Raw genomic sequence first — 23,860 nt, forward strand, 5'->3', positions numbered from 1 at the left:
GGGCGCAGGTCGGGGCGCAGGTCGGGACGGGGAAGCGGGACCGTTCTGGACACTCCGGGGCGGTCGGGCCGACAATTGGCCCCGTGACGTCCCCCTTCGAGTCCCACACGTATCCCGTGCGGCTGTCCGACGCCCAGCGCGACCGTGTCCTCGGCGTACTCAGAGACGGCGCCGCACAGGGCAAGCTGTCCCACGACACCTTCATGCGGCGCATGGAACTGGCCCTCACCGCCCGGCGCCCCGAGGACCTGGAGCCGCTCACCGCCGACCTGGAGGGCGGGGGCCGCTGGTCGCGGCGGATACTCCGGGTGGTGGGCGGAGTGTCCGGCTTCCCCGGCCGGGTGCGCCGCGTCTGGCAGACCGAACGGCTCCCGAAGCTCCTGCTGCCCGTTCCGAGCCCGCACCCCCTGCTCATCGGCCGCGACCCGGGCAACGGCCTGCGGCTCAACCACGAGACCGTCTCCCGGCTCCACGCGGAACTCACCGTGCGGGACGGGCGGTGGCTGCTGCGCGACCTCGGCTCGACCAACGGCACCTGCGTCAACGGGCAGCGGGTCGTCGGCACGGTCCCGGTCCACGAGGGGGACCAGGTGAGCTTCGGGCAGATGAGCTTCCGCCTCTCCGCACCCGTCGCCGGCCCGCCCGCCTGAACACCGGCCCGCCGGACCGGCCGGCCCGCCGCCGGTGAACCGGTCGCCGGGACCCGCCCGACCGGACCCGTCGCGAAGTGCCCGCAGGGGAACGGCGGTTGCGCCGGTGACGGGACGAACACCGCGCCACCGCCCGCGACTCGGGCCCCGGAAGCTCCGTCCGGCACGTCCCGACCCGGCCCCGGAGCCACGATCACCCGGACGGCCGCGCGCCGACTGCGCCGCGTCCGGGCCGGTGGTCCCCTGATGGGAAACCGCGCCGCACACCGGCGCCCTGGACCCCGGGGGTACGGATGCAGGCCGACGCGCCGCAAGGCATACCCGCCCCGGCCCCCGGCCGCACGGCGCACGGACCCAGCCTGCTCGCCCCCGGGACGGCGCACGACCCGCACCGGCTGTACCGCGTCCTGCGCGAGGAACACCCGCTCGTCTACGACGCACCCCTGGGCGCCTGGCTGATCAGCCGGTACGCGGACGTGGCCGCCGCCCTCACCGACCCCCGGTTCACCGGCTTCCCGCACGACGCCGCACCCGGCGGCGGCCCCGCGCCCCTCGGACTCTGCCACGGCGGCCCGCAGTGCGCCCCCGGCCGGCGGCCCGGCCCCGCGACCCTGCCGAGCCACACGGCCGAACGCGTCGAACGGACCGCGTACGTGCTGGCGCGCCGCATCGCGGGACGCCGGTACGTCGACCTCGTCACGGAGTTCTGCCGCTGGCTGCCCGTCGGCGCCGCACCGGGGCCGGGCACCCGCCCTCCTCGGGCGGCCCGCACCGCGCCGGGCACCGTCGTCCCGCCCTGCACCCGGCACACCGGCCTGCGCGAGACGGCGCTCGCCTCCTTCCTCGCCAACCTGCTGGACGCCCCCGACCTGCTGGCCGCCCTGCGCACCGAACCGGCCCTGGCCGAGCGGGCCTGGGCGGAGACCCTGCGCCGCGACCCGCCGGTCCAGGTCGTGCTGCGCCGCACCGTCACCGAGGTCGCCCTCAGCGGCGGCACACTGCCCGCCGGGGCGCCCGTCGCCTGCCTGACCGGTTCGGCGGGCCGCGACCCCGAACGGTTCGCCGAGCCCGACCGCTTCGACCCCTTCCGCCGCGACCAGGTCCGGTTCCTCGCGGGCCCCGCGGACTGCCCCGCCGTCCTGCTCGGCCGGCTGGAGGCCCGGCAGGGCGTGCGCGCGCTGCTCGACGCCATGCCGGGGCTCCGCTGGGCGGACGGCTTCCGCCCCGTCGCCACCGGCCTGCTCACCCGCGGCCCGCGGAGCCTCGTCGTCGGGCCCGGCTGAACGGAGCCGCCGGGACGCCGCGGGACCCCGCTCGTCAGGCCCGGCCGAGCAGTGCCACCGGCCGGTCGGCGAAGAGGTCGGCGAGCGCGACCGACGCCCCGGTGAACTTCCGGCCGGGCGCCAGCAGATCGGCCCACGGCCCGTCGTCCGGCAGCACCAGTTCCGTATCGCGCCAGCCCCCCGACTCGGCCAGCCGCAGCGACAGCCTGGTCACCGCGGTGACCACCTGGCCCCCGCGGCAGAACGCCAGGCAGTGCGCGGCCGCGGGCCCCCGCGCGCCCAGCGGGGCGTACGCGCCCGACGCGCCGAACACCTCCGGCCGCTCGCGCCGCAGCCGCAGCGCCGTCCCGGTCAGCCCGCTCTTCTCGCAGGCCGGGGCGTCGGCGGACGGGGCGCGGAAGGGGCGGCGGTTGTCCGGGTCGACCAACGCCACGTACTCCTGTTCCGTGCCCTGGTACAGGTCCGGCACGCCCGGCATCGTGAGGTGCACCAGGGCCGCCCCCAGCACATTGGCCCGCGCGTACGGGGCGAGCGCGGCCGTGAACCGGTCCAGCGCCTCGCGCACCGGCCCGGCGTCGGCGGCCGGACCGGCCGCCACGAAATCCACCACCGCCCGCTCGTACGCCGGATCGGGCTCGGTCCAGCCGGTGTGCAGCCCCGCCTCGCGGACCGCCTTCAGCAGCGCGGGCTCCAGCCGGCCCGCCGCCTCGCCGGCCGGCAGTCCCGCGCAGCCCACCGCGGTCTGCCAGGCCTGCCAGGCGAACTGCGCGTCGGGAGCGGCGGCCGGAACCGTCCGCCCCAGCTCCGTGAGCAGCCCGGACCACTTCTCCGGGCACTCCGTCAGCACCGCGATCCGGGCCCGGACATCGGCGCTCCGCTTGGTGTCGTGGGTGGTCAGCACCGTACCGCCGGCCGACCGGTCGGCGGCCGACCGGGCACAGAAGGCGTGGAACTCCTCCGGCGCCACCGCGGGCCGCCCGGGGTTCCCGCCCACCTCGTTCGCCGAGATCACCGGCAGGTACCGGTAGAACGCGGCGTCCTCGACCGACTTGGCGCGCAGCGCGGACGCGGTCTGGGCGAACCGGGCGCAGAACGCCTCCCGCTCCGGCCCCGCCCCCAGCCGCCCCAGTGCCAGCTCCCGCACCACGTCGACCGCCGCGGCCTCCTCCGGGACGGCGAACGTCGCCCGCGCGTCCCGCACGGCCGACTCCGGGAGCGTCGCCGCGGCCTCCTGCGAACAGGTCCCGCCGGCCGTCGCGTACGGGCGGTAGACGGGCACCCGCACGAGCAGTTCGCGCACGGCGGCGCGCAGGGCCCACGGGGCGTGGTCGCGCAGCGCCGGGTCGGCGGCGCAGATCCGCACGGCGAGCCGGGTCAGCACCCCGGTCTCCGCGGCCAGCTCGTGCTCCACGACCCGGTACGCGGCCCGGCGGACGGTCGAGGTCCAGTCGCCGCCGAGACCGTCCGCGGGCCCGGCGTACTCCCGGTAGCGGCCGACCAGCTCCGCCGCGCCCATCGGGTCGACGAACAGCCCGTCGATCCGGTGCAGCGCGTCGTACCCCGTCGTCCCCGCGACGGCCCAGTCCGCGGGGAGCCGCTCGGCGGGGCCGAGGATCTTCTCCACCACCGTCCACCGCCCGCCGGTCGCCGCCGCGAGCCGGTCCAGGTAGGCCGCCGGATCGGCGAGCCCGTCGGGGTGGTCGACGCGCAGTCCGTCGACGACGCCGTCCCGGACCAGTTCGAGGATCTTGACGTGGGTGGCGGCGAACACCTCGGGGTCCTCCACCCGCACCCCGATGAGGTCCGAGACGGTGAAGAACCGCCGGTAGTTCAGCTCGGTACGGGCCAGCCGCCACCAGGCGAGCCGGTAGTGCTGGGCGTCCAGCAGCTCGGGCATCGGCAGCCCCGCGGTGCCGGCCCGCAGCGGGAACTCCTGCTCGCCGTGGCGCAGCACGTCCCCGTCCACCCGCAGCCGGCCGATCTCCTCGCCGATCCGGTCGCCGAGCACAGGCAGCAGCACCTTGCCGCCGCCCGCCGCCCAGTCGATGTCGAACCAGCGGGCGTACGGGGACCCGGGGCCCTCGCGCAGCACCTCCCGCAGGGCGTGGTTGTACCGGGGATGGGCGGCCATGTGGTTCGGCACGATGTCCAGGACCAGCCCGAGGCCGTGCGCCCGCGCCGTGCGGGCCAGCTCCCGCAGCCCCTCCTCGCCGCCGAGCTCGGCCCGCACCCGGCCGTGGTCGACGACGTCGTAGCCGTGCCGGGAGCCGGGCACGGCCTCCAGCACGGGGGACAGATGGAGGTGGGAGACACCGAGCCCGGCGAGGTACGGCACGGCGCGTCCCGCCGCCGAGAACGGGAAGCCGGGCTGGAGCTGGAGGCGGTAGGTGGCGGTGGGCTTCATGCGGACGTTCGTACCCGGCCGGACGGCTTCCGTGTCACCGGACGCCGCAAAGGGCTCGACCGGCGGCGTCCCGGTGGCGGGCCGGCCCGCCACCGGGATCATCGCCCCGGCCCGGCGCGCGGCGTCACGCGGGCCGTTGCAGCACCACCATGCTCCGCCCGATCAGCGTCACCCGATCGCCCGCCGCCACCTTCGGCCCCGAGCCGGGCAGCACCCCGGCCGGGCGGGCCGTATCGACGACCACCAGCCACTGTCGGCCGTGGTTGACCGGGACGGAGAACTCCAGCGTCTCGGCGCTCGCGTTGAACATCAGCAGGAACGAGTCGTCGGAGATCCGCTCGCCGTGCGGCCCCGGCTCCGAGATCGCGTGCCCGTTCAGGAAGACCGTCAGCGCCTTGGCGTGCGCGGCCTGCCAGTCCCGCTGCGTCATCTCGTGGCCCTCCGGCGTGAACCACGCGATGTCCGAGAGCTCGTCGTGCGTGCCCTCCACCGGGCGGCCGTGGAAGAACCGGCGGCGCCGGAAGACCGGATGGTCGCGGCGCAGCCACACCATCGCCCGGGTGAACTCCAGCAGGCTGCCGGCCGCCGGGCTCCCGCCGTCCCCCTCCGCCCCGTCCGCACCGGCCCGCGCAGCCTCCGCCGGATCGGGCCAGTGCACCCAGGACAGCTCGCTGTCCTGGCAGTAGGCGTTGTTGTTGCCCCGCTGCGTCCGTGCGAACTCGTCGCCGTGGCTCAGCATCGGCACGCCCTGCGACAGCATCAGCGTGGCGATGAAGTTCCGCATCTGCCGCGTCCGCAGGTCCAGTACCTCGGGCCGGTCGGTCTCGCCCTCGACACCGCAGTTCCAGGACCGGTTGTGGCTCTCGCCGTCCCGGTTGCCCTCCCCGTTCGCCTCGTTGTGCTTGTCGTTGTACGAGACCAGGTCGTGCAGGGTGAACCCGTCGTGGCAGGTGGCGAAGTTGATGGAGGCGAGCGGGCGCCGCCCGTCGTCCTGGTACAGGTCCGACGACCCGGTCAGCCGGCCGGCGAACTCGGCGAGGGTCCTCGGCTCGCCCCGCCACAGGTCCCGCACCGTGTCCCGGTACTTGCCGTTCCACTCGGTCCACAGCGGCGGGAAGTTCCCCACCTGGTAGCCGCCCTCGCCCACGTCCCACGGCTCGGCGATCAGCTTCACCTGGCTGACCACCGGGTCCTGCTGCACCAGGTCGAAGAACGACGACAGCCGGTCCACCTCGTGGAACTGCCGGGCCAGGGTCGCCGCCAGGTCGAAGCGGAACCCGTCCACGTGCATGTCCGTGACCCAGTACCGCAGCGAGTCCATGATCAGCTGGAGCACGTGCGGCGACCGCATCAGCAGGGAGTTCCCGGTCCCCGTGGTGTCCGTGTAGTACCGCTGGTCCTCCGCCAGCCGGTAGTACGAGGCGTTGTCCAGGCCCCGGAAGGAGAGCGTCGGGCCCAGGTGGTTGCCCTCGGCGGTGTGGTTGTAGACCACGTCGAGGATCACCTCGATGCCCGCCTGGTGCAGCGCCCGCACGGCCTGCTTGAACTCCAGCACCTGCTCGCCGCGGTCGCCCCAGGAGGCGTACGCGTTGTGCGGGGCGAAGAAGCCGATGGTGTTGTAGCCCCAGTAGTTGGCCAGTCCGGCGTCGGCCAGCCGGTGGTCCTGGACGAACTGGTGCACCGGCATCAGTTCGATGGCCGTGACCCCCAGTTCCGTCAGGTGGGCGATCACCTCCGGGTGAGCCAGCCCCGCGTAGGTGCCGCGCAGCTCCTTCGGCAGCCCCGGATGGAGCATCGTCAGGCCCTTCACGTGGGCCTCGTAGATCACCGTGCGGTGGTAGTCCGTACGGGGCCGCCGGTCGTCCCCCCAGTCGAAGTACGGGTTGACCACCACCGAGGTCATGGTGTGCGGCGCCGAGTCGAGGTCGTTGCGCGCGTCGGGCCGGCCGAAGGGGTAGCCGTACACCTCCTCGCCCCATCGGATCTGCCCGGCGACCGCACGGGCGTACGGGTCGAGCAGCAGCTTCGCCGAATTGCACCGGACGCCGCGCTGGGGTTCGTAGGGCCCGTGCACCCGGAACCCGTACCGCTGACCCGGCATCACCCCGGGCAGATAGGCGTGGCGGACGAAGGCGTCGGTCTCCCTGAGTTCCACCGCCGTCTCGGAACCGTCGTCGTGCAGCAGGCACAACTCGATTCGGTGGGCGGCCTCCGAGAAGACCGCGAAATTGGTCCCGGCGCCGTCGTACGTGGCGCCGAGGGGGTATGCCTGTCCCGGCCAGACCTGCATGGAATCGACTCTTCCCCTTCTGATCCGGATGTTCGGGGCTCTGGGGCTTTGGGGCTGTTTGTTCCGGATCTCTCCGGAAATCTTCCCCGAAAGAGGTGCGGCTGCCTAGGACGTCGCGCGGTCCGGTCAACATCGGGCCCCTCCGTGTCGCCCGGAACCGCGATGTGCGCCCGGCCGGACCGCGGATCGGGCGCACGGACCGGGAAGGGGGCCCAATCACTATGAATCCCCTCACTACGGCAGATCTCGCCGTCGGGAACCGGCCCGCACCGATGGGGAGTTGGTGAAGCAGCATGCGCATCGGGCTGCATCGGCTCCCGCTCGCGGAGTACCCTTCCTTGATCGTTGGTGGGGGAGTGGAAGGCGGTGCGCGGGTGAGCTCGGGAGGGATCGAGCTGCCCCCGGGTGACACGGGTCACGAGGGGGATTCCAGCGACGTCCCACCAGGGGCGGTATCACTTGCGCGGCCCATGGAGATCGGCGCAGAACTGGACTGGGGAGCGGACGCCTGGAGCGAGGTGCGCACGCGCGCCCAACGGGCCGGACGCGCCTACATCTGGCTCAACCTGGTGGAACAGCGGCTGCGCGCGGTGGTGGCCGCCGTGCTCCGGCCCATCTACGAACCGGTCCACGGCGAGGACTGGGTGGTGGCCGCCGCCGGCCCCGCCGGGCAGGAGTGGGTGCAGCGGGCCGTCGCCGTGCGCGAGGTCTCCCGCCGCAAGGGCTATCTGCTGGACCCCGCCGACGACAACGTCCTCAGCTTCCTCACGCTCCCGCAGCTGCGCGAGCTGATGGTCCAGCACTGGCCCTGCTTCGAGCCGTACTTCGACGACCGGCGCGAGGTGGAGCTGGCGCTCGACGAGCTGGAGGTCGCCCGCAACGTGGTCTCCCGCAACCGGGCCCTGAACAAGGCGGTCCTCGCCCAGGCCGAGCGGGCCTCCGCCCGGCTCCTGGAGATCCTGGGCAGCGGTGCCGCCGTCCCGTCGGCCGACCGGCTCCCGGTCGACGCCGTCGAGGAACTGGTCGGCGACCGGTACGCGGACGTGGTCTCCGTCCACGCCGACCGGGTGCGGCTCCAGCGCCAGTTGCCGGCCGAGGACCTCTTCGGCGGTGCGCGCCGGCTGGACGCGATCGGCATCGGGCTCAACCTGCTGGTGCAGAACTTCTCCGGCCGCAGGCTGATCCGGCTCGCCGAGTCGGGCTGCCGGATACGACTGCTCTTCATCAACCCGGCCAGCAGCGCGGTCAAGCGCCGCGAGCGGGAGCTGGGGCTCAAGAAGGGCGAGCTGAGCCGGTCGGTGGAGATGAACATCCTCCACATGCGCCGGGTCCGCTCCAAGCTCCGCGACCCGGGCGCCTTCGAGATCCACGTCTTCGACGAGACGCCGCGCTTCACGGCCTATCTGGTGGACGGCGACGGAACGGACGCGGTCGGGGTCGTCCAGCCCTATCTGAGGCGCGCACGCGGCATGGAGGCGCCCGTACTGGTGCTGCGCGGCGGCGGGCGCGCCGTGGTCCGGGCGGGGCAGGACAACGAGCACGGCCTGTTCGAGACGTACCGCGAGGAGTTCGAGTCCGTGTGGACGGACTCCCGACCCGTCTCCTGAGGGGCCGCGGCGGCGTTGTCAGTGGTGCGTGCGAGGGTGGACGCACATGGGGGAGAGCACCACGAAGGAGGTTACGGGATGAGCTGGCACCGGGAGGCGCTGGTCGGCTTCGACCTGGAGACGACGGGTACGGAACCGCTGGAGGCCCGGATCGTCACGGCGGCGGTCGTCGGTGTCGACGGCCGGGACGGGGAGCCGGTGCGGCAGCGCACCTGGCTGGCGGATCCGGGCGTTCCGATCCCCGAGCCGGCCTCCGCGATCCACGGCATCAGCAACGAGCGGGCGGCGGCGGAGGGCCGGCCGGCGCGCGAGGTGGCCGACGAGATCGCCGGGACGCTCACGGAGTACTGGCGCCGCGGAGTGCCGGTCGTGGCGTACAACGCGGCCTTCGACCTGACCCTGCTCACGGCGGAGCTGCGGCGCCACGGACTGCCCTCGCTGAGCGACCGGCTCGACGGGGCGGGGATCGGCCCGGTCATCGACCCGTACACCATCGACCGGGCCGTCGACCGCTACCGCAAGGGCAAGCGCAACCTCGAAGCGGTCTGCGTCGAGTACGGGGTGGTGCACGGCGGCGCCCATGACGCGGGGGCGGACGCGCTGGCCGCGGTCCGGGTGGCGTACGCGATAGCCGAGCGGCACGGCTCGGTGGCCGGGCTGACCGCCGCCGAGCTGCACGAGCGCCAGGTGGAGTGGTACGCGCAGTGGGCGGCGGACTTCCAGCGGTTCCTGCGCCGCAAGGGCACGGCGGACGCGGTGATCGACGGCCACTGGCCCCTGCGGGAACCGGCCGGCGTCCCGGGCTGAGCCCTCCGGGCCCGCCCGGCCCGAGGACCGGTCACGGGCGCCGGACGGCGCGGGCCCGCCCGAAGGCACCGCCCGGCCCGTGACGCGTTCCGGGCGGACGGGGATGCCCCGCGCCCGGCACTCAGAACGGATACCACCGCACCGCCGGGTCGCCGTCCCGCAGCGACGCCACCCGGCGGCGGAACTCCACGAGCGCCCGCGGGTTGGACGGGGCGTGCTGGGACACCCACGCGCAGCTGGCCGTCTCCCGCGCCCCGCGCAGCACCGGGCAGCCGTCCCACTCACGGACGTCCCAGCCGTAGCCGGCGGCGAAGGCGTCGTACGCCTCGGGCGCCAGGCCGTACCGGTCCCGGGACAGCGCCAGTACGACCAGGTCGTGCTCGCGCAGATCCGCGGAGAAGGTCTCCAGGTCGACCAGCACCGGCCCGTCCGGGCCGACATGGACGTTGCGGGGAAGGGCGTCCCCGTGGATCGGCCCCGGCGGCAGATGGGGCACCAGCGCCGCCGCGGCCGCCGCGAAGCCGTCGCGCCGCTCGCGCAGGTAGTCGGCGTCGGCCGGGTCGATGGCGTCACCGGCGAGCCGCAGCCAGCGCTCGACCCCACCCAGCAGCTCGCGGCGCGGCAGGGAGATCCCCTGCGGGGCGGGCAGCGCGTGCACCAGGGCGAGCAGCCCGGCCAGGTCCCGGGGTTCGGCGGGGCGCACGGCGTCGGGGAGCCGGTGCCAGAGCGTCACCGGGTGGCCCTCGACCAGGCGCGCCCCGGACTCGGCGGCGCGCACGGCGGGGACCCCCGAGTCGGCCAGCCACCGGGCGACGGCCACCTCGCGTTCGGCCCGGTCCCGCAGTTCCGGGTGGTGCACGGAGTCCCGGCCGACCTTGACCACCAGGTCGCCGACGGCGAACACCGCGTTCTCGCCCAGCGCGAGCAGTTCCGCACCACCGGACAGTCCGGCAGCGGCCAGTACCTCGCGCGCACGCATCTCGTTCATGGATCCGATTTTCGCATCCGTGCAGGTTGCCTTGACGAACCGACGGGCCGTCAGCACGATGACGGGGGCCACCTGAGCGGCCAGAACGGTATGAAACCGATCGAATGACGCAAGGGGGCGAATTAATGACATTAGCGGATGCAACCGTACGTTCCGGAAAGAAGAGTCCACCCGATGGGCCACCCGGCGGGCAGTCCCGGCCGGCCAACCGGAACGTCGGTGCCTGGTTCCTGGTCCTGCCCGCGCTGATCCCGATCCTGGTCCTCAGCGTCGGCCCCCTCCTCTACGGCATCGCGCTGGCCTTCACCGACGCCCAGTCCGGCCGCACCCGCGCCACCCAGTGGGTGGGCGGGCTCAACTTCCAGGACCTGCTCCACGACACCCTCTTCTGGGACTCGTTCCGGATCGGGCTGCTGTGGGCGGTCGGCGTCACGGTCCCGCAGTTCGTCCTGGCCCTCGGCCTCGCCCTGCTGCTCAACCAGAAGCTGCGGCTGCGCTGGCTGGCGCGGGCCCTGGCGATCATCCCGTGGGCGATGCCCGAGGTGGTCGTCGGCATCATGTGGCGCCTGGTCTACAACCCCGACGCGGGCGTCCTCAACGAGACCATCCGCGACCTCGGCCTGGGCGACGGCCGGGACTGGCTCACCGGACTGGCCACCGCCCTGCCCGCCGTGATCGTCGTGGGCATCTGGGCGGGCATGCCCCAGACCACCGTCGCCCTGCTCGCCGGACTGCAGAACACCCCGCACGAACTCCACGAGGCGGCGGCCCTGGACGGGGCCGGTGCCTGGCGCCGCTTCCGGACCGTCACCTGGCCGGTGCTCAGACCGGTCGCGCTCGCCATCACCGCGCTCAACTTCATCTGGAACTTCAACTCCTTCGCCCTGGTCTACGTGCTGACCAACGGCGGGCCCGGCGGCCGCACCCGGCTGCCGATGCTCTTCGCCTACGAGGAGGCGTTCCACTACGGACAGTTCGGCTACGCCGCCGCCATGGGCTGCGTGATGGTCGCGGTGATCTCCGTGATCCTCGCGGTGTACCTGGCCGGCCGGATCGGGGGAGGCGAGGACCGATGAGCCGACGCACCGGCGGACCGGCACGCGCCGCGCAGTACCTCGCGCTCCTCGGGTACCTCGTCTTCCTGGCGTTCCCGTTCCTGTGGCTGGTCTCCACCGCCTTCAAACCGGCACGCGAACTGGGGTCCCTGCACCCCACCTGGATCCCCGAGAACCCGACGCTCGACAACTTCCGCACGGCGTTCGACGAACAGCCGCTGCTGCAGGCCGCCGCCAACTCCCTGCTCGCCGCGGTCTGCGCCGCGCTCCTCGCGGTCCTCGTCGCCACCCCCATGGCCTATGTGATGGCCCGTCACCGCTCCAGGCTCTCGACGGCCGCCACCGGATGGGTCGTGGTCAGCCAGGCGTTCCCGATCGTCCTGATGATCATTCCGCTCTTCCTGATCCTGAAGAACCTCCATCTGATCAACACCTTGTGGGGGCTGATCATGGTGTACGTCGTCTGGGCGCTGCCGTTCGCGCTCTGGATGCTGGTCGGATACGTACGGGCCGTGCCCGTCGAGCTGGAGGAGGCCGCCTCGGTGGACGGTGCGGGACGGCTGCGTACGCTCGTCTCGGTCACCGCCCCGCTGCTGGCCCCCGGCATCGTCGCCACCGCGCTCTTCGCCTTCATCACCGCGTGGAACGAGCTCTTCTTCGCGCTCGTCCTGCTCAAGACGCCGGAGAAGCAGACCCTGCCGGTCGTGCTGACCCACTTCATCGGGGCGGAGGGAGCGGCCGACCTCGGACCGCTGGCCGCCGCCGCGTTCCTCGCCACCCTGCCCTCGCTGGTCATCTTCGCGATCATTCAGCGGCGGATCACGGGCGGCATGATGGCCGGGGCGGTGAAGAGCTGATGCGCGCGTCCCTGACGAGGACGGTCGCCGCCGCGGCCGCGGCGCTGGCCCTGCTGCTCACCGGCTGCGCGGGCCCGGACGACGACGGGGGCGGCGACGGGCGGATCGAGCTCACCTTCCAGTCGCTGGCCTGGCAGAAGGAGTCCGTCGACGCCAACAGGCAACTGGTGGAGGAGTGGAACGAGACCCACCCGGACATCCATGTCAGCTATGTCCAGGGCAGCTGGGACACCGTCCACGACCAGCTGCTCACCTCCTTCGAGGGCGACGAGGCGCCGGACGTGATCCACGACGCCTCCGACGACCTGGCCGACTTCGCGTACGGCGGCTACCTCGCCGACCTGCGCGGACTCCTCCCCGACCGGCTGACCGCCGACATCCCCCGGGAGAGCTGGCGGACCACCACCTTCGGCGACGGCGTCTACGGGGTGCCGTTCCTCCAGGAACCCAGGGTCCTGATCGCCAACACCAGGATCCTGAAGGAATCGGGGGTCCGCGTCCCGACGCCCGAGCACCCCTGGAGCTGGGCCGAGTTCCGGCAGGTCGCCAAGGAACTGACGAAGGAGGGCAGATACGGCGTCGCCTGGCCGCTCAAGGAGCCGGTCTCCGTCACGCTGAACCTCGGCCTCTCCGGCGGGGGCAAGCTCTTCCACCGGGGCGCCGACGGCAGGGTGACCATCCGCGCGGACGAGGGCGACCGGGTCGTCCCCGGCGTCATCCACGACCAGGTCAACACCGACCGCAGCGCCTCGCGCACCACGCTCGGCATGGGGGGCTCCGACACCCTTCCCGGCTTCTTCGGCGGCAAGTACGCGATGGTGCCGCTGGGGTTCGCGTACCGCCAGCAGGTCGTCGAGCAGGCCCCCGAGGGCTTCGAGTGGACGGTCCTGCCGGCTCCCGCGGGCAGCGGGGGACTGGCCCAGGGGGTGAGCCCGCAGACCCTCTCCGTCTCGGAGGCCAGCCCGCACAAGAAGGCGGCCGCGCGGTTCATCGACTTCCTGCTCCGGCCGCCGAACATGGTGCGCCTGGCCAAGGGCGACTGGATGCTCCCGACCGGCACCGCGGCGCTCGCGGACCCCTCCCTGCACACCGCCGAGAACGGCTGGGCGACCGGCGTCGCCGTCGCGAAGGAACTGCGTCCGGCGCCCGCCCAGTCGGTGCGCGGCTACCCGGAGTGGAAGGACAAGGTCGCCACCCCCGCCCTCCAGGAGTACTACAGCGGTGCGATCGGGGCCGAGGAGCTGAGGAAACGTCTGGTCGACGACGGGAACCGGGTCCTGGCCCGTTATCAGCGCTGAACCACCGCCCACCGTCCGGCACACGGCGGCGGGGCCGCGCCTTCCGGCGGCCCCGCCGCTGTGTGCTGTGTGCTGTGCGCCGGGTGGCCCCGGAAGTTCCGCGGACGGGCGCCGGGGCGTTTCGGTTTCATCGGGAAATCAAATTTTTCTCCAAATGAATCCAGGATTACCGACCGGTACGTTTCTTTGGGTTCGTCACCCAGTCGTTCCGGTGGTCGCCCGGAAAGCGGAAACCCGGATTCAAACATCGCGCATTGTCGAAGATTCAGACATTCGGAGAGTGAATCCGACTCTTCAGGCCCTTGTGTACACGTGTCCACGGAGGTATGGGGGAGGTTGCGAGCCCCCTCGTCCTCGCTGCTCAGCGCCGTAGGTCGGGTGGAAGGGGGGTTCGGGGACTGGACGCATGGACGCTTTTTCGGGTCGCCCCCGCCGATCCGTCTCCCCGGCCGGTCGTTCCGTTATGTTCTCCGCATTCACCGCAAGTCGGACGCGACGCGAAAAGAAGTCATTGACAAGCACTTTCCCGCTGAGCTTCACTCTTTTCGGCGGTGAGCGGCAAGAGAATTCCCTTCCCGAGGCGGGGGATTGTCGTCGCGAACAGGCCGAACCACACCCCGTGAATGCAAATTCAGAGTAAAAGATGGAGGTGCTGTTATGAAGTTCCTTTTCTTGCTCAAGGACAAGATGACGCCGGAGAAGAGCCTGAAGGCGTACGCCTGGTACCACTGGTACTAAACCGACAGGGCGGTCCTTCGTCACGAGGGACACGGTCAGTCGATTCGGGCCCGTGTCCGGCCAGGCCTCATCGGCCCGCCGGACGCGGGCCCTTCCCGCTTCTTGGAGACCATCGATGCACATGTCCGGTACCGGCAGCCGCGCCCGGGAAGTCGTCTTCGCGCCGAGGCTCCAGGCGCTCCTGCGAGACCACCGGGGCGAGGACGTCTTCCGGCTGGATCCCGGCACCGTCGGCGTGGCCGGGGCCGAGCTGTCCGACCGGATCCTCGCCGCCAGACCGGCCACCGAGGACGAACGCCCCACGTTCAAGCCCCTGCACGGGCGGTCCATTCCGCGCGCCGAGGCGTCGACGGTCATGCGGGCCATCGGCCGGGACGTGCGGACGGCGCTGAAGAAGCCCGTCGGGGCGGTCGACCTCTCCGGCGAGTGGCCGCACGTCGGCCATGTGTTCCTGCGCGACCTCGTCCTGGAGGGCGACCCCTACCGGCTGCGCATCCTCATGGACCGCGCCCTGGAGCTGACGCCCAAGCTCACCTGGACGGTCATCGCCACGGGGGCGGCGCTGCCCGGCCGGCTCCGCCCCGGCGCACCCGTCTCCGCCATCGCCGGCCTGACCGCCGAGGCGGAGGGGTACGGCGACCGCCGCTACGCGATGGGGCTGTACCGGCGGGCGGCGGCCCCGGTCTGCTTCACCGTCTCGACGCTCGTCGCCAGTGCGCTCTGGCTCGGGGCGCCCTTCGACGACGACACCTCGAACCGGAACATCCTGTACGAGGCCATGCGCCTGCTGCCGCCGTCCTGGAACATCCTGCGGAGGGCGTCGCCGGAGTACCCCGCCCTCGATCCCCGGATCGGCGCGGCCGACGACGTCCTGATCCTGCCGCTGCTGAGCCACCGCGACCCCGCGCTCTGGGAGGACCCCGACGAGTTCCGCCCCGAGCGCTGGGACGAACTCGACCCCGAGACCCACCCCGGTTACCTCCCCTTCGGGCACGCCTCGGAGCGCTGCTGGGGCCGGCACATGGTGATGCCGCTCGCCGAGATGCTGCTCGACCGGCTGCGCGGCGACGGCCTGACGGTGAGTCCGGAGCAGACCACCGCGAAGGTGCCCCTGGCCGGGCTGATGGGGGTCTCCGAAGTGCGGGTCGTGAGGGCCTGAGTCCGTTTCATCACGTCGTGTGGGCTCTGTGAACATGGGGGGCGGATTCAAGCCGCCCCCGCCTTCACAGGCGCCCTCCGGCGAACCCTGCCTTCCCGCTCGCGAAGCGGGTCGATAGTGCCTGACGTGGGCGGCAAGTCCCGTGCGGGGGGCGGACGTTGCGGTGGCGGTGCCCGAGTTGGGGGCGACTGGCCGGTTTCTTATTACGAAACTTTGTTGAGTAAGTCACAGCCGGATGAAGCCCTTGATCTGGGCGCGTCAATCGGTCAGGGTTTCGAGCCAGCCCCCCGGAGATCTTCCGGCCGGGGGTCAATCCCCCCACAAAGAATGACGAGGAGATCCCTCTTCATGGCAACTCACAAGCGCGCACGCCGGATCAAGCTGACCGCAGCGATAACCGCGGTCGCCGCAGCGGCCGGTGTCACCCTGCTCAACACCTCGATCGCCGGTGCCGCCCCCGCCCCCAGGACGGGTGTCGTCTACGGCGCGGACGCGGCGGGCGCCGTGGCCGGCAGCTACATCGTCATGCTGGACAAGAAGGCCGACAAGGCGGAGCTCGCCAAGGAGTATGGCGGCAAGCTGAAGCGCAACTACAGCTCCGCCATCAACGGCTTCTCCGCCAGCGGCCTCTCGCTCGCCGAGGCCAAGCGTCTGGCGGCCGACCCGGCCGTCTCCAAGGTCGTCCAGAACAAGAAGTTCCACATCAGCGAGACCCAGGAGAACCCGCCGTCCTGGGGCCTGGACCGGATCGACCAGACCGAGACGACCGGCGACGACGCCTACACCTACCCGGACAGCGCGGGCGAGGGCGTCACCGCGTACGTCATCGACACCGGTGTCCGCGTCACCCACGAGGAGTTCGAGGGCCGCGCCACCTCGGGCTACGACGCCGTGGACAACGACGACAGCGCCGACGACGGCAACGGCCACGGCACCCACGTGGCGGGCACCATCGCCGGTGCCACCTACGGTGTCGCCAAGAAGGCCGACATCGTCGCCGTCCGCGTCCTCGACGACTCCGGCTCGGGCACCACCGAGCAGGTCGTCGCGGGCATCGACTGGGTCACCGAGAACCACGAGGGCCCCTCCGTCGCCAACATGAGCCTCGGTGGCGGCGCGGACGAGGCGCTCGACGCCGCGGTCCAGCGGGCCATCGCCTCCGGCGTCACCTTCGCGGTGGCCGCGGGCAACGAGTCCACCGACGCGAGCGGCAGCTCCCCGGCCCGAGTCCCGGAGGCCATCACGGTCGCCTCGTCCACGGTGGACGACGAGCAGTCGGACTTCTCCAACTACGGCTCGATCGTGGACATCTACGCACCGGGCTCGGACATCACCTCGTCCTGGAACGACAGCGACGACGCGTCCAACACCATCTCCGGTACGTCCATGGCGACCCCGCACGTCGTCGGTGCCGCCGCCGTCTACCTGGCCGGCCACCCGGACGCCACCCCGGAGGAGGTCGCCACGGCGCTGACCGAGGGTGCCACCCCCGACGCGATCTCCAACGCGACCGAGGGCACGCCGAACAAGCTGCTGAAGGTCGTCGAGTAACCGACGCCCCACCGCGGCCGTGACCGGGTGAACGCCGCCCGGCACGACGGAACCGAAGGCCGCCGCGCCCTCCCCCACGGGGCGCGGCGGCCGCACGGTGCGAAGAGCTCGTCCTATGGTGTGGCCATGACGATGTACGCGGCGCTGTTGCGCGGAATCAACGTGGGCGGCCACAAGCGGGTTCCGATGGCCGAACTCCGCACACTGCTCACCGAACTGGGCCACGGAGACGTCCGTACCCATCTGCAGAGCGGCAACGCCGTCTTCAGCAGTGCGTCCGGCGACGAGAACGCCCTCGCCGCCGAGCTGGAGCAGGCCATCGAGGAACGGTTCGGCTTTCCGGTCCCCTGCCTGGTCAGGGACGGCGCCTACCTGGCGGGGACCGCGGCGGCCTGCCCGTTCCCGGCCGCCGAACTCGAAGGCAGACAGCTGCACGTCACGTACTACGACCGGCCGGTCGACGCCGACCGCTTCGCCCGGATCGACCCGGCGGCCTTCCTCCCCGAGGAGTTCCGCCTCGGGGACCGCGCGCTCTACCTCTACGCCCCTGGCGGACTGGGCACCTCGAAGCTCGGTGACGCGCTGTCCCGCACCTCCGTCACCAAGGACCTCGTCGCCACCTCGCGCAACTGGAACACCGTGGTCAAGCTGGTGGAGATGACATCGGCGGCCGGGGCCGCGCAGGACGGAGCCCGCGCATGAGCGAACCGTCCCCCGGCGTGGCCGCGGCGGTCGAGGGCGAGCTGCGCCTCCTGGACCCGGCCGTACGCGCCTCCGCCGAACTCCTCTCCCGGGTGCTGCACCCGGAGTACCGCGAGATCGACCACGAGGGCCGGATCTGGAACCGCGACACGATCATCGCCGAACTCACCGCCGCGGACGCCCCGCGCCCCGGCCCGCTCACCGCGTCCCGGATGAGCGGGGTCCAGTTCGGCGACGAACTCGTCCACCTCACCTACGACACCGAGACGAAGGGCCGCCTGTCCCACCGCAGTTCGCTCTGGCGGCCGGCCGGTGACGGCTGGGTGCTGTACTTCCACCAGGCCACGCTCTTCACCGTCGTGGACCCCGGCCCCCGCACCGGCCGCTGAGCCGGTTCAGCGACGCCCCGGACGCTGCGTCCGGGCCGCCCACCGGCCGTCCGTACGGGAGATCAGCACCGGGTGCCCGAAGCATTCACCGACCCGTTCGGTGGTCAGGACCTCGTCCGCCGGACCCGAGGCCACGCACCGGCCGCCCCGCAGCAGCAAGGCGTGCGTGGTGGAGGCGGGCAGCTCCTCCAGATGGTGGGTGACCAGCACCGTCGCCAGCTCCGGATGCTCCTCGCGCAGCGCGTCCAGACTGTCGAGCAACTGCTCGCGCGCGGCGAGGTCGAGCCCGGTGGCCGGCTCGTCGAGCAGCAGCAGCCGCGGCCGGGGCATCAGGGCGCGGGCGATGAGCGTACGGCCCCGCTCGCCCTGCGACAGCGTGGGCCAGCGCGACTCTCCCCGGCCGCCCATGCCGAGCATCTCCAGCAGGCGCTCCGCGCGCTCCCGCTGTTCCGGGCTCGCCGACCAGCGGGGCACCGGTTCGACCGAGTTGGTCAGACCGGTCAGCACCACCTCGCGCACGGACAGGGCGGAGCGCAGCGGATGGCGCGGGTTCACATGCCCGAGCAGCGACCGCAGCTCCCGCAGGTCGACCCGGCCGAGCCGCCGCCCGAGCACCTCCACCGTGCCCAGGGTGGGATGGACGACCGCGCCGAGCAGCCCCAACAGTGTGCTCTTCCCGGCCCCGTTGGCACCGAGCAGCGCCCAGTGCTCACCGCGGCGCACGGTCAGCGAGACCGAGTCGAGCAGGACGTTGCCGTCCCGCACGATCGAGACGCCGTCGGCCGACGGACGATCGGGGGGCCGAAGCGGTTCTGCGCCGAGGCGGTCCCGGTCGGGGAGAGCGCCTGCTCCGGCCGGTCGGCGGTGAGGATGTCCGGACCGATGCACCGATCCTATCCTCCCGCCCCGGCCCGTCCGGGAGCCCGGGACGCCGCACCGGCCCGGGCGAAGCCGTACGGACCCTGTCGCTTTTCTTCAATCCCCGTCGCGGGGGCCGGTCCTAGGCTGCGGGCATGAAGAACGAGCACGCTCACATGACCGAAGTCGCCGCCGAGGCGGCCCGTATCGCCCGCTCCGTCGGCGCCGGCCGGCTCGACGCGCCGAAGACCCCCTGCGGCGACTGGGACCTGCGGGGACTCATCAACCACTGGGTGCTCTACACCTCCCACGGCCTGGAGCACCGGGCCCTGCGCAAGGACCTCCCCGACGAGCTCACCGGGCGGGACTTCACCGCCGACGCCGACTGGGCGCAGCGGTACGTCGAGCAGCTGGACCGGGCCGTCGCGGCCTGGGCGGACCCGGCCGTCTGGGAGGGGGAGGTGGACCTCGGCGGTTCGACCTCGCCGGCCGCCGACATCGCCGCGATGCTCATCGAGGAGACGGCCCTGCACGGCTGGGACGTGGCCCGGGCCGTCGGGGAGGAGTTCCGGCTCTCCGAGGGGGCGGCCGCGTACGTCCTCGGCGTCGTCGACAGCACCGCCGCGCTCTACCGGCAGTACGACGGCTTCGCCGACGAGGTCGCCGTGCCCGGATCGGCGTCGCTCTTCGAACGCGCGCTGGCCCACAGCGGCCGGGACCCGCACTGGACCGCGGCCTGAGCCACGGTCCGCCGGACCCCCGCCCGGTGCGGTCCGGGCGGGGGCGTCAGTCCTGCCAGTGGAAGAGCAGGGTGGCGACGTCCAGGGGATCGCGGTCGCCGAAGTGGTAGACGCACAGGCCGGTGACCCGGATCGCGCCGGTCACCCGGTCGATCCAGCGGAAGCCCGCCGCCTCCAACGCGGCGCGGGCGGTGGGCTCCGGTTCGTGGGAGGTGACGAACCGGCCCAGGGTGCTGATGAAGATCTCGCTCCCGTCCTCGTCCTCGTCGGCCTCCGCCCCGCTCCCACCGAGGCCGATGACGTGATAGGTGCCGCCGCCCTGCCGGTTGTGCTCCCCGCAGGAGACCGGGGGCCGCGGCGCCAGGCCCGCCGAGGTGAGCGCGGTCACGGCGCGGCGGAGCCGCTCGTCCTCGTCCGGCGGCACGGGCGGCCCGGCGCAGACGGCCTCGATCCGCCAGCGCGGGTCGCTCCGCTCCTCGCAGTGCTGCCCGTACTCCTGGGCGATCGCCGTGCGCAGCTCCTCGTCCAGTCCGGCGACCTCGACCCGGGGGCGGCCCAGCGAGGCGTGGATCGCGCGGGTCTCGGCGGCGTCACCGGTGAGCCGGTGCAGCGCGTACGCCGTCCACAGCTTCGCCTCGGTCGTCGGCGCCTCGTCGAGGTGGCCGCGCAGCCGGTCCGGGTCGGTGAGGAGGGACTGGGCGAGGTACGCGACCGCGCGGTCGGGGTCCGCGAGGGCGTCGGAGACGTCCGCACCGGCCCGGTGCCGCATCCGGACCCGGAAGGCGCGGTCCTCGGGGCGGGCGTCGCCGACGTCGGACAGGACCGCCCCGGCCCCGTACCGGGCCACCAGCGCGTCCAGTCCGGCCTCGCCGACCGCCCGCCACCGCCGCCAGGGGCTGGCCGCGAGCGTCGTCAGTCCGCCGGCCGCCGAGCGGTCGCCGAGCAGACCGCGTGCCTTGAGGATCGCCTCGGGCATGCCGTACGAACCCTCCTGCCGCCGGTCCGGATGCCCGAGCCAGGGCAGGAGTTCGGTCCGGTCGGCGAGCAGGTCCAGGAGCGCGATGCGGACCTCCGCCACGTCCCGCGGGTCGTGGACGCGGGCGATCAGCCCGGCGACGCGGTGCTCCGGCACCCGTCCGGCCAGCGCGAGCACACAGGGCCTGCGGCGCCACCACGGATGTGCCGGATCGGCCACGTACTCCGCCAGCCCGTCCGCGTCGAACGCGCGCAGGCCCTCGGCATCGGCCTGTCCGGCCTTCGGTATCAGGGTTTCCACGGTGGGCATCAGCGGATGCTACCGGCTGCGGCCGGCTTTCCGCCGGTGGATTGATTGGCCCAGGGGAATCGACGGTAAATGGCCCGGGATCACATGCCACTTGAAGCCTACGCTCGGTCCATGAACAGCACACCGCACACATCCGGACCGGGCCGGACGGCCGTCGACCTCTACTTCGACCCGGCCTGCCCGTTCGCCTGGATCACCTCCCGCTGGATGCTGGAGGTGGAGCGGCACCGGGACATCGAGCTCCGCTTCCGCGTCATGAGCCTGTACCTGCACAACATCGGCAACGAACTCCCCGACTGGTACCGGGACCTGGTCGACCGGTCGATCGGGCCGGTGCGGGTCGCGGTCGCCGCCGCGGCCGGGCACGGCGACGGGATCCTGCGCGACCTCTACACCGCGATGGGCATCCGCATCCACCGGGAGAAGAACGAGGACTTCGACCAGGTGATCGCCGAGTCCCTCGCGGAGCTGGGCCTGCCCGCCGCACTGGCGGACGCCGCGCACTCGGAGGCGTACGACGAGGCGCTGCGGCGCAGCCACGACGCCGGCAAGGACCCGGAGGCGGACGCCTACGTCGGCACACCCACCATCCACGTCGACGGCGCGGTCTGGTTCGGTCCCGTCCTGCGGGCCGCGCCGCGCGGCGAGGAGGCGGGACGGTTCTTCGACAGTTTCCGCACGCTCGCCGAGAACCCGGACTTCTTCGAGCTCAAGCGGACCCGGACGGGCAGCCTGGACGTGGGGTGACCGGACGCCGCGTCACGCGCTGAGCACGGCGGTCCGGGCCGCCGGGACACGGGCCCCGTCGTACCGGGCCAGCAGCAGCCGCGCCAGCTCCGGTGCCGGACCCAGGACGTCGGCCAGCACGTCCGCGCCGGCCGCGCCCGCGGCGATCCGGTCGGGGAGCCGGCCGGGCGCGATGACGTAAGGAGCCACCGCCACCCGCCGCACCCCCTCGTCCCGCAGGGCCCGCACCGCGTCCTCGGTGCGGGGGAACCCCGCGGGAGATGTGGCGGAGGCGAACGCAGGCCGCACGGAACACCAACCGGTGTGCCGCAGCTCCCGCGCGATTTCAGCGATCACTGCGATCGCCTCCGGGTCCGTGGAGCCCGCCGATGCCAGGACGAGCCCGGTCGAGCCCCGGTCGCCGGGACGGATCCCGGCCTCGTGCAGCCGCCGTTCCAGGGCCGCGTTCAGCAGCGGCGACGGGCCGAGCACCCCGGCCTGCCGGACGCGCAGCCGGGGCAGCCTCGTCCGGGCCTCGCGCAGCACCGAGGGGATGTCGGACTTGGCGTGGAAGGCCCGGGTCAGGAGCAGGGGGAGCGCGATGACCTCCCGCGCGCCCTGCGCCGCCAGCCGTTCCAGGACCCGCGGCACCGACGGCGCGTTGAAGTCCAGGAAACCGGTCTCCACCCGCAGCCCCGGCCGCAGCGACCGCACCCGCGCGGTCAGCGCGTGCACGGTCGCCGCGTGCCGCGGATCGCGGCTGCCGTGGGCGACGACGAGAAGTACCGGAGCGTTCATGACCGGGCTCAGTTCTTGACGAGGAGGCCGCGGCTGCGCAGCACCCACCGCTCCAGCGGACTGAAGACGAGCAGGTCGATCGCGATGCCGACGAACAGGATCAGGATGATGGCGAGGAAGATGCCGGGCATGTCCGCGTTGTTGCGGCCGTTCTCCAGCAACTGGCCGAGCCCCAGGCCGAGATCGGGGGAGGAGGCGATGATCTCGGCGGCCATCAGCGAACGCCAGGAGAACGCCCAGCCCTGTTTGAGCCCCGCCAGGTAGCCCGGCAGCGCGGCCGGCAGCACGATGTGCCGGGTCCCGCGCAGCCCGGTCGCGCCGAGCGTGCGGCCCGCCCGCAGGAACAGCGGCGGCACCTGGTCGACGCCGGAGACCAGCCCGTTGGCGACCGAGGGGACGGCACCCAGCAGGATCACCGCGTACATCATCCGGTCGTTCAGCCCGAGCCAGATCACGGCCGGCGCGACCCAGGCCACCGACGGCAGGGACTGGAGCCCGGACAGGATCGGGCCGATCGCGGCCCGCACGAACCGCACCCGGGCGACCAGCAGACCCAGCGGCGTACCGATGGCCACGGCCAACAGGAAGCCGAGCAGGCCGCGCGAGACGCTGGTCCAGACGACCTCCAGGAGCGTCCCCTGCAACCACATCTGCGACGCGCTGTCCCAGACCGCGGCCGGTGACGGCAGCTTGTAGTCGTCGGTGACCTGCGCCCGGACGAGCAACTGCCAGACGACGATCACCAGCGCCACCGCGAGCACCGGCGGCAGCACCTTGCGCACCAGAACCTCTCGCACCGGGGTGCGGCGCACCTGCACGGTGTCCAGCGCGTCGAGCCCCGCCTCCAGACCGGCCAGGTCGTCGGGCTTCGTGTCAGTGCCGGCCATGACGGCGGATCTCCCCACGCAGTTGTTCGGTGATCTCTACGGACAGCTCCGCGACCGCGTTGTCCTCGATGCGGCGCGGCTGCTCGATGCCGACCGTCCACTCGCGGGCGATCCGGCCGGGGCGGGACGACAGCAGGACGACCCGCTCGGCGAGCCGCACGGCCTCGCGCACGTTGTGGGTGACGAAGAGGACCGAGAGGTTCGTCTCGCGCCAGATCCGGGTCAGCTCGTCGTGCAGCACGTCCCGGGTGATGGCGTCGAGCGCGGCGAACGGCTCATCCATCAACAGCAGTTGGCTGTCCTGGGCGAGGGCGCGGGCCATCGCCACCCGCTGCCGCATGCCGCCCGAGAGTTCGTGCACGCGCTTCCTGTGCGCCCCGCCGAGCCGTACGAGTTCGAGCAGCCGCTCCGCCTCCGTGCGGCGCTCCGACCTGTCCATGCCGCGCAGCCGCAGCGCGAGCTCGATGTTCTTGCCCGCGGTCAGCCACGGGAACAGGGCGTGCTCCTGGAACATCAGGGCCGGCCGCCCGCCGGGGGTCTCGATGGACCCCGAGGTCGGGCGGTCGAGTCCGGCCACCAGATTGAGCAGGGTCGACTTCCCGCACCCGGAGGCCCCCAGGAGGGTGACGAACTCGCCCGGTGCGACATCGAGCGTGATGTCGTCGAGCACGAGCTGCTGCCCCTGTGGTCCGCCGAAGGACTTGGACACGTGCGCGATGCGGGCCGCGTACCCGACCGCCGTGCGCTCCTCGGCCTTGGTGAGAGTGGTCGCCATGGTCGTCACCTCC

22 protein-coding genes are annotated in these 23,860 nt (G+C 72.7%); 14 read left to right on the forward strand and 8 right to left on the reverse strand.

Going from position 1 to position 23,860, the window contains the following annotated elements; all coding sequences use genetic code 11:
- The first annotated feature begins 83 nt into the window (after nucleotides 1–83).
- Both EAO76_RS34675 and EAO76_RS34680 read left to right on the forward strand, forming a co-directional pair.
- Nucleotides 84–650, forward strand: a complete 567-nt coding sequence (locus EAO76_RS34675; protein WP_148840046.1) for a DUF1707 and FHA domain-containing protein — start codon at nucleotides 84–86, stop codon at nucleotides 648–650.
- A 293-nt stretch (nucleotides 651–943) separates the two neighbouring features.
- Entirely contained in the window at nucleotides 944–1,933 is a 990-nt protein-coding gene (locus tag EAO76_RS34680) for a cytochrome P450 (protein ID WP_148840047.1), read from the forward strand.
- Nucleotides 1,934–1,967: 34 nt separating this feature from the next.
- Here EAO76_RS34680 and treY read toward each other — a convergent pair whose 3' ends face one another.
- Both treY and glgX read right to left on the reverse strand, forming a co-directional pair.
- Entirely contained in the window at nucleotides 1,968–4,337 is a 2,370-nt protein-coding gene (treY, locus tag EAO76_RS34685; RefSeq protein ID WP_148840048.1) for a malto-oligosyltrehalose synthase, read from the reverse strand.
- A 124-nt stretch (nucleotides 4,338–4,461) separates the two neighbouring features.
- The gene (glgX, locus tag EAO76_RS34690) at nucleotides 4,462–6,627 is read right to left on the reverse strand and encodes a glycogen debranching protein GlgX (protein WP_148840049.1); all 2,166 of its coding nucleotides are present in this window, start codon (nucleotides 6,625–6,627) and stop codon (nucleotides 4,462–4,464) included.
- A 374-nt stretch (nucleotides 6,628–7,001) separates the two neighbouring features.
- Between glgX and EAO76_RS34695 the strand changes: the two genes are divergently transcribed.
- The gene (locus EAO76_RS34695; RefSeq protein WP_148840050.1) at nucleotides 7,002–8,234 is read left to right on the forward strand and encodes an SAV2148 family HEPN domain-containing protein; all 1,233 of its coding nucleotides are present in this window, start codon (nucleotides 7,002–7,004) and stop codon (nucleotides 8,232–8,234) included.
- Nucleotides 8,235–8,312: 78 nt separating this feature from the next.
- A complete protein-coding gene (locus EAO76_RS34700) occupies nucleotides 8,313–9,041 on the forward strand; it encodes a 3'-5' exonuclease (protein ID WP_148840051.1) in 729 nt (242 codons plus the stop codon).
- A 121-nt stretch (nucleotides 9,042–9,162) separates the two neighbouring features.
- On the opposite strand, the gene EAO76_RS34705 is transcribed toward EAO76_RS34700, so the two are convergent.
- Nucleotides 9,163–10,029, reverse strand: a complete 867-nt coding sequence (locus EAO76_RS34705) for a phosphotransferase enzyme family protein (protein ID WP_148840052.1) — start codon at nucleotides 10,027–10,029, stop codon at nucleotides 9,163–9,165.
- 125 nt (nucleotides 10,030–10,154) lie between these two features.
- Between EAO76_RS34705 and EAO76_RS34710 the strand changes: the two genes are divergently transcribed.
- The 8 genes from EAO76_RS34710 (at nucleotide 10,155) to EAO76_RS34740 (ending at nucleotide 17,778) form a co-directional block, all read left to right on the forward strand.
- Nucleotides 10,155–11,105 (forward strand): carbohydrate ABC transporter permease, encoded by a 951-nt coding sequence (locus EAO76_RS34710; protein ID WP_148840053.1) that lies wholly within the window; start codon nucleotides 10,155–10,157, stop codon nucleotides 11,103–11,105.
- Nucleotides 11,102–11,941, forward strand: a complete 840-nt coding sequence (locus EAO76_RS34715) for a carbohydrate ABC transporter permease (protein ID WP_148840054.1) — start codon at nucleotides 11,102–11,104, stop codon at nucleotides 11,939–11,941. Before EAO76_RS34710 ends, EAO76_RS34715 begins: the two co-directional genes overlap by 4 nt.
- The gene (locus tag EAO76_RS34720; protein ID WP_148840055.1) at nucleotides 11,941–13,239 is read left to right on the forward strand and encodes an ABC transporter substrate-binding protein; all 1,299 of its coding nucleotides are present in this window, start codon (nucleotides 11,941–11,943) and stop codon (nucleotides 13,237–13,239) included. The genes EAO76_RS34715 and EAO76_RS34720 overlap by 1 nt, the downstream gene beginning before the upstream one ends.
- Before the next feature lie 657 nt (nucleotides 13,240–13,896).
- Nucleotides 13,897–13,977 (forward strand): tryptorubin family RiPP precursor, encoded by an 81-nt coding sequence (locus tag EAO76_RS47805; RefSeq protein WP_350985409.1) that lies wholly within the window; start codon nucleotides 13,897–13,899, stop codon nucleotides 13,975–13,977.
- A 115-nt stretch (nucleotides 13,978–14,092) separates the two neighbouring features.
- Nucleotides 14,093–15,136 (forward strand): cytochrome P450, encoded by a 1,044-nt coding sequence (locus tag EAO76_RS34725; RefSeq protein ID WP_148840056.1) that lies wholly within the window; start codon nucleotides 14,093–14,095, stop codon nucleotides 15,134–15,136.
- A gap of 348 nt (nucleotides 15,137–15,484) precedes the next feature.
- Nucleotides 15,485–16,687, forward strand: coding sequence for a S8 family peptidase (locus tag EAO76_RS34730; protein ID WP_148840057.1), 1,203 nt, complete (start codon nucleotides 15,485–15,487; stop codon nucleotides 16,685–16,687).
- A 126-nt stretch (nucleotides 16,688–16,813) separates the two neighbouring features.
- Complete coding sequence (locus EAO76_RS34735; protein ID WP_262375945.1) at nucleotides 16,814–17,389, forward strand: DUF1697 domain-containing protein; 576 nt, start codon at nucleotides 16,814–16,816, stop codon at nucleotides 17,387–17,389.
- Nucleotides 17,386–17,778 carry a DUF4440 domain-containing protein gene (locus EAO76_RS34740; protein WP_148840058.1) on the forward strand — a complete coding sequence of 131 codons (393 nt, stop codon included), beginning with the start codon at nucleotides 17,386–17,388 and terminating at the stop codon, nucleotides 17,776–17,778. The genes EAO76_RS34735 and EAO76_RS34740 overlap by 4 nt, the downstream gene beginning before the upstream one ends.
- Nucleotides 17,779–17,784: 6 nt before the next feature.
- Here the strand turns inward: EAO76_RS34740 and EAO76_RS34745 are convergent, their stop codons facing one another.
- Complete coding sequence (locus EAO76_RS34745; RefSeq protein ID WP_187438915.1) at nucleotides 17,785–18,546, reverse strand: ATP-binding cassette domain-containing protein; 762 nt, start codon at nucleotides 18,544–18,546, stop codon at nucleotides 17,785–17,787.
- 245 nt (nucleotides 18,547–18,791) lie between these two features.
- Between EAO76_RS34745 and EAO76_RS34750 the strand changes: the two genes are divergently transcribed.
- Nucleotides 18,792–19,376, forward strand: coding sequence for a TIGR03086 family metal-binding protein (locus tag EAO76_RS34750; protein ID WP_148840060.1), 585 nt, complete (start codon nucleotides 18,792–18,794; stop codon nucleotides 19,374–19,376).
- Between the two features lie 46 nt (nucleotides 19,377–19,422).
- On the opposite strand, the gene EAO76_RS34755 is transcribed toward EAO76_RS34750, so the two are convergent.
- A complete protein-coding gene (locus EAO76_RS34755) occupies nucleotides 19,423–20,661 on the reverse strand; it encodes a hypothetical protein (protein WP_148840061.1) in 1,239 nt (412 codons plus the stop codon).
- Between the two features lie 111 nt (nucleotides 20,662–20,772).
- Here EAO76_RS34755 and EAO76_RS34760 point away from each other — a divergent pair, with 111 nt between their 5' ends.
- Nucleotides 20,773–21,408 (forward strand): DsbA family protein, encoded by a 636-nt coding sequence (locus EAO76_RS34760; protein ID WP_148840062.1) that lies wholly within the window; start codon nucleotides 20,773–20,775, stop codon nucleotides 21,406–21,408.
- A 12-nt stretch (nucleotides 21,409–21,420) separates the two neighbouring features.
- Here EAO76_RS34760 and EAO76_RS34765 read toward each other — a convergent pair whose 3' ends face one another.
- Genes EAO76_RS34765 through EAO76_RS34775 form a run of 3 tightly spaced genes read right to left on the reverse strand, consistent with a single transcriptional unit; the run spans nucleotide 21,421 to nucleotide 23,847 of the window.
- Complete coding sequence (locus EAO76_RS34765) at nucleotides 21,421–22,185, reverse strand: sirohydrochlorin chelatase (RefSeq protein WP_148840063.1); 765 nt, start codon at nucleotides 22,183–22,185, stop codon at nucleotides 21,421–21,423.
- An 8-nt stretch (nucleotides 22,186–22,193) separates the two neighbouring features.
- Nucleotides 22,194–23,072: an ABC transporter permease gene (locus tag EAO76_RS34770; protein ID WP_148840064.1), complete on the reverse strand. Its 879-nt coding sequence runs from the start codon at nucleotides 23,070–23,072 to the stop codon at nucleotides 22,194–22,196.
- Nucleotides 23,059–23,847, reverse strand: a complete 789-nt coding sequence (locus EAO76_RS34775; RefSeq protein WP_148840065.1) for an ABC transporter ATP-binding protein — start codon at nucleotides 23,845–23,847, stop codon at nucleotides 23,059–23,061. The genes EAO76_RS34770 and EAO76_RS34775 overlap by 14 nt, the downstream gene beginning before the upstream one ends.
- Between the last annotated feature and the right edge of the window lie 13 nt (nucleotides 23,848–23,860).

This window comes from Streptomyces sp. sk2.1 (assembly GCF_008120935.1).
Lineage (GTDB): Bacteria > Actinomycetota > Actinomycetes > Streptomycetales > Streptomycetaceae > Streptomyces.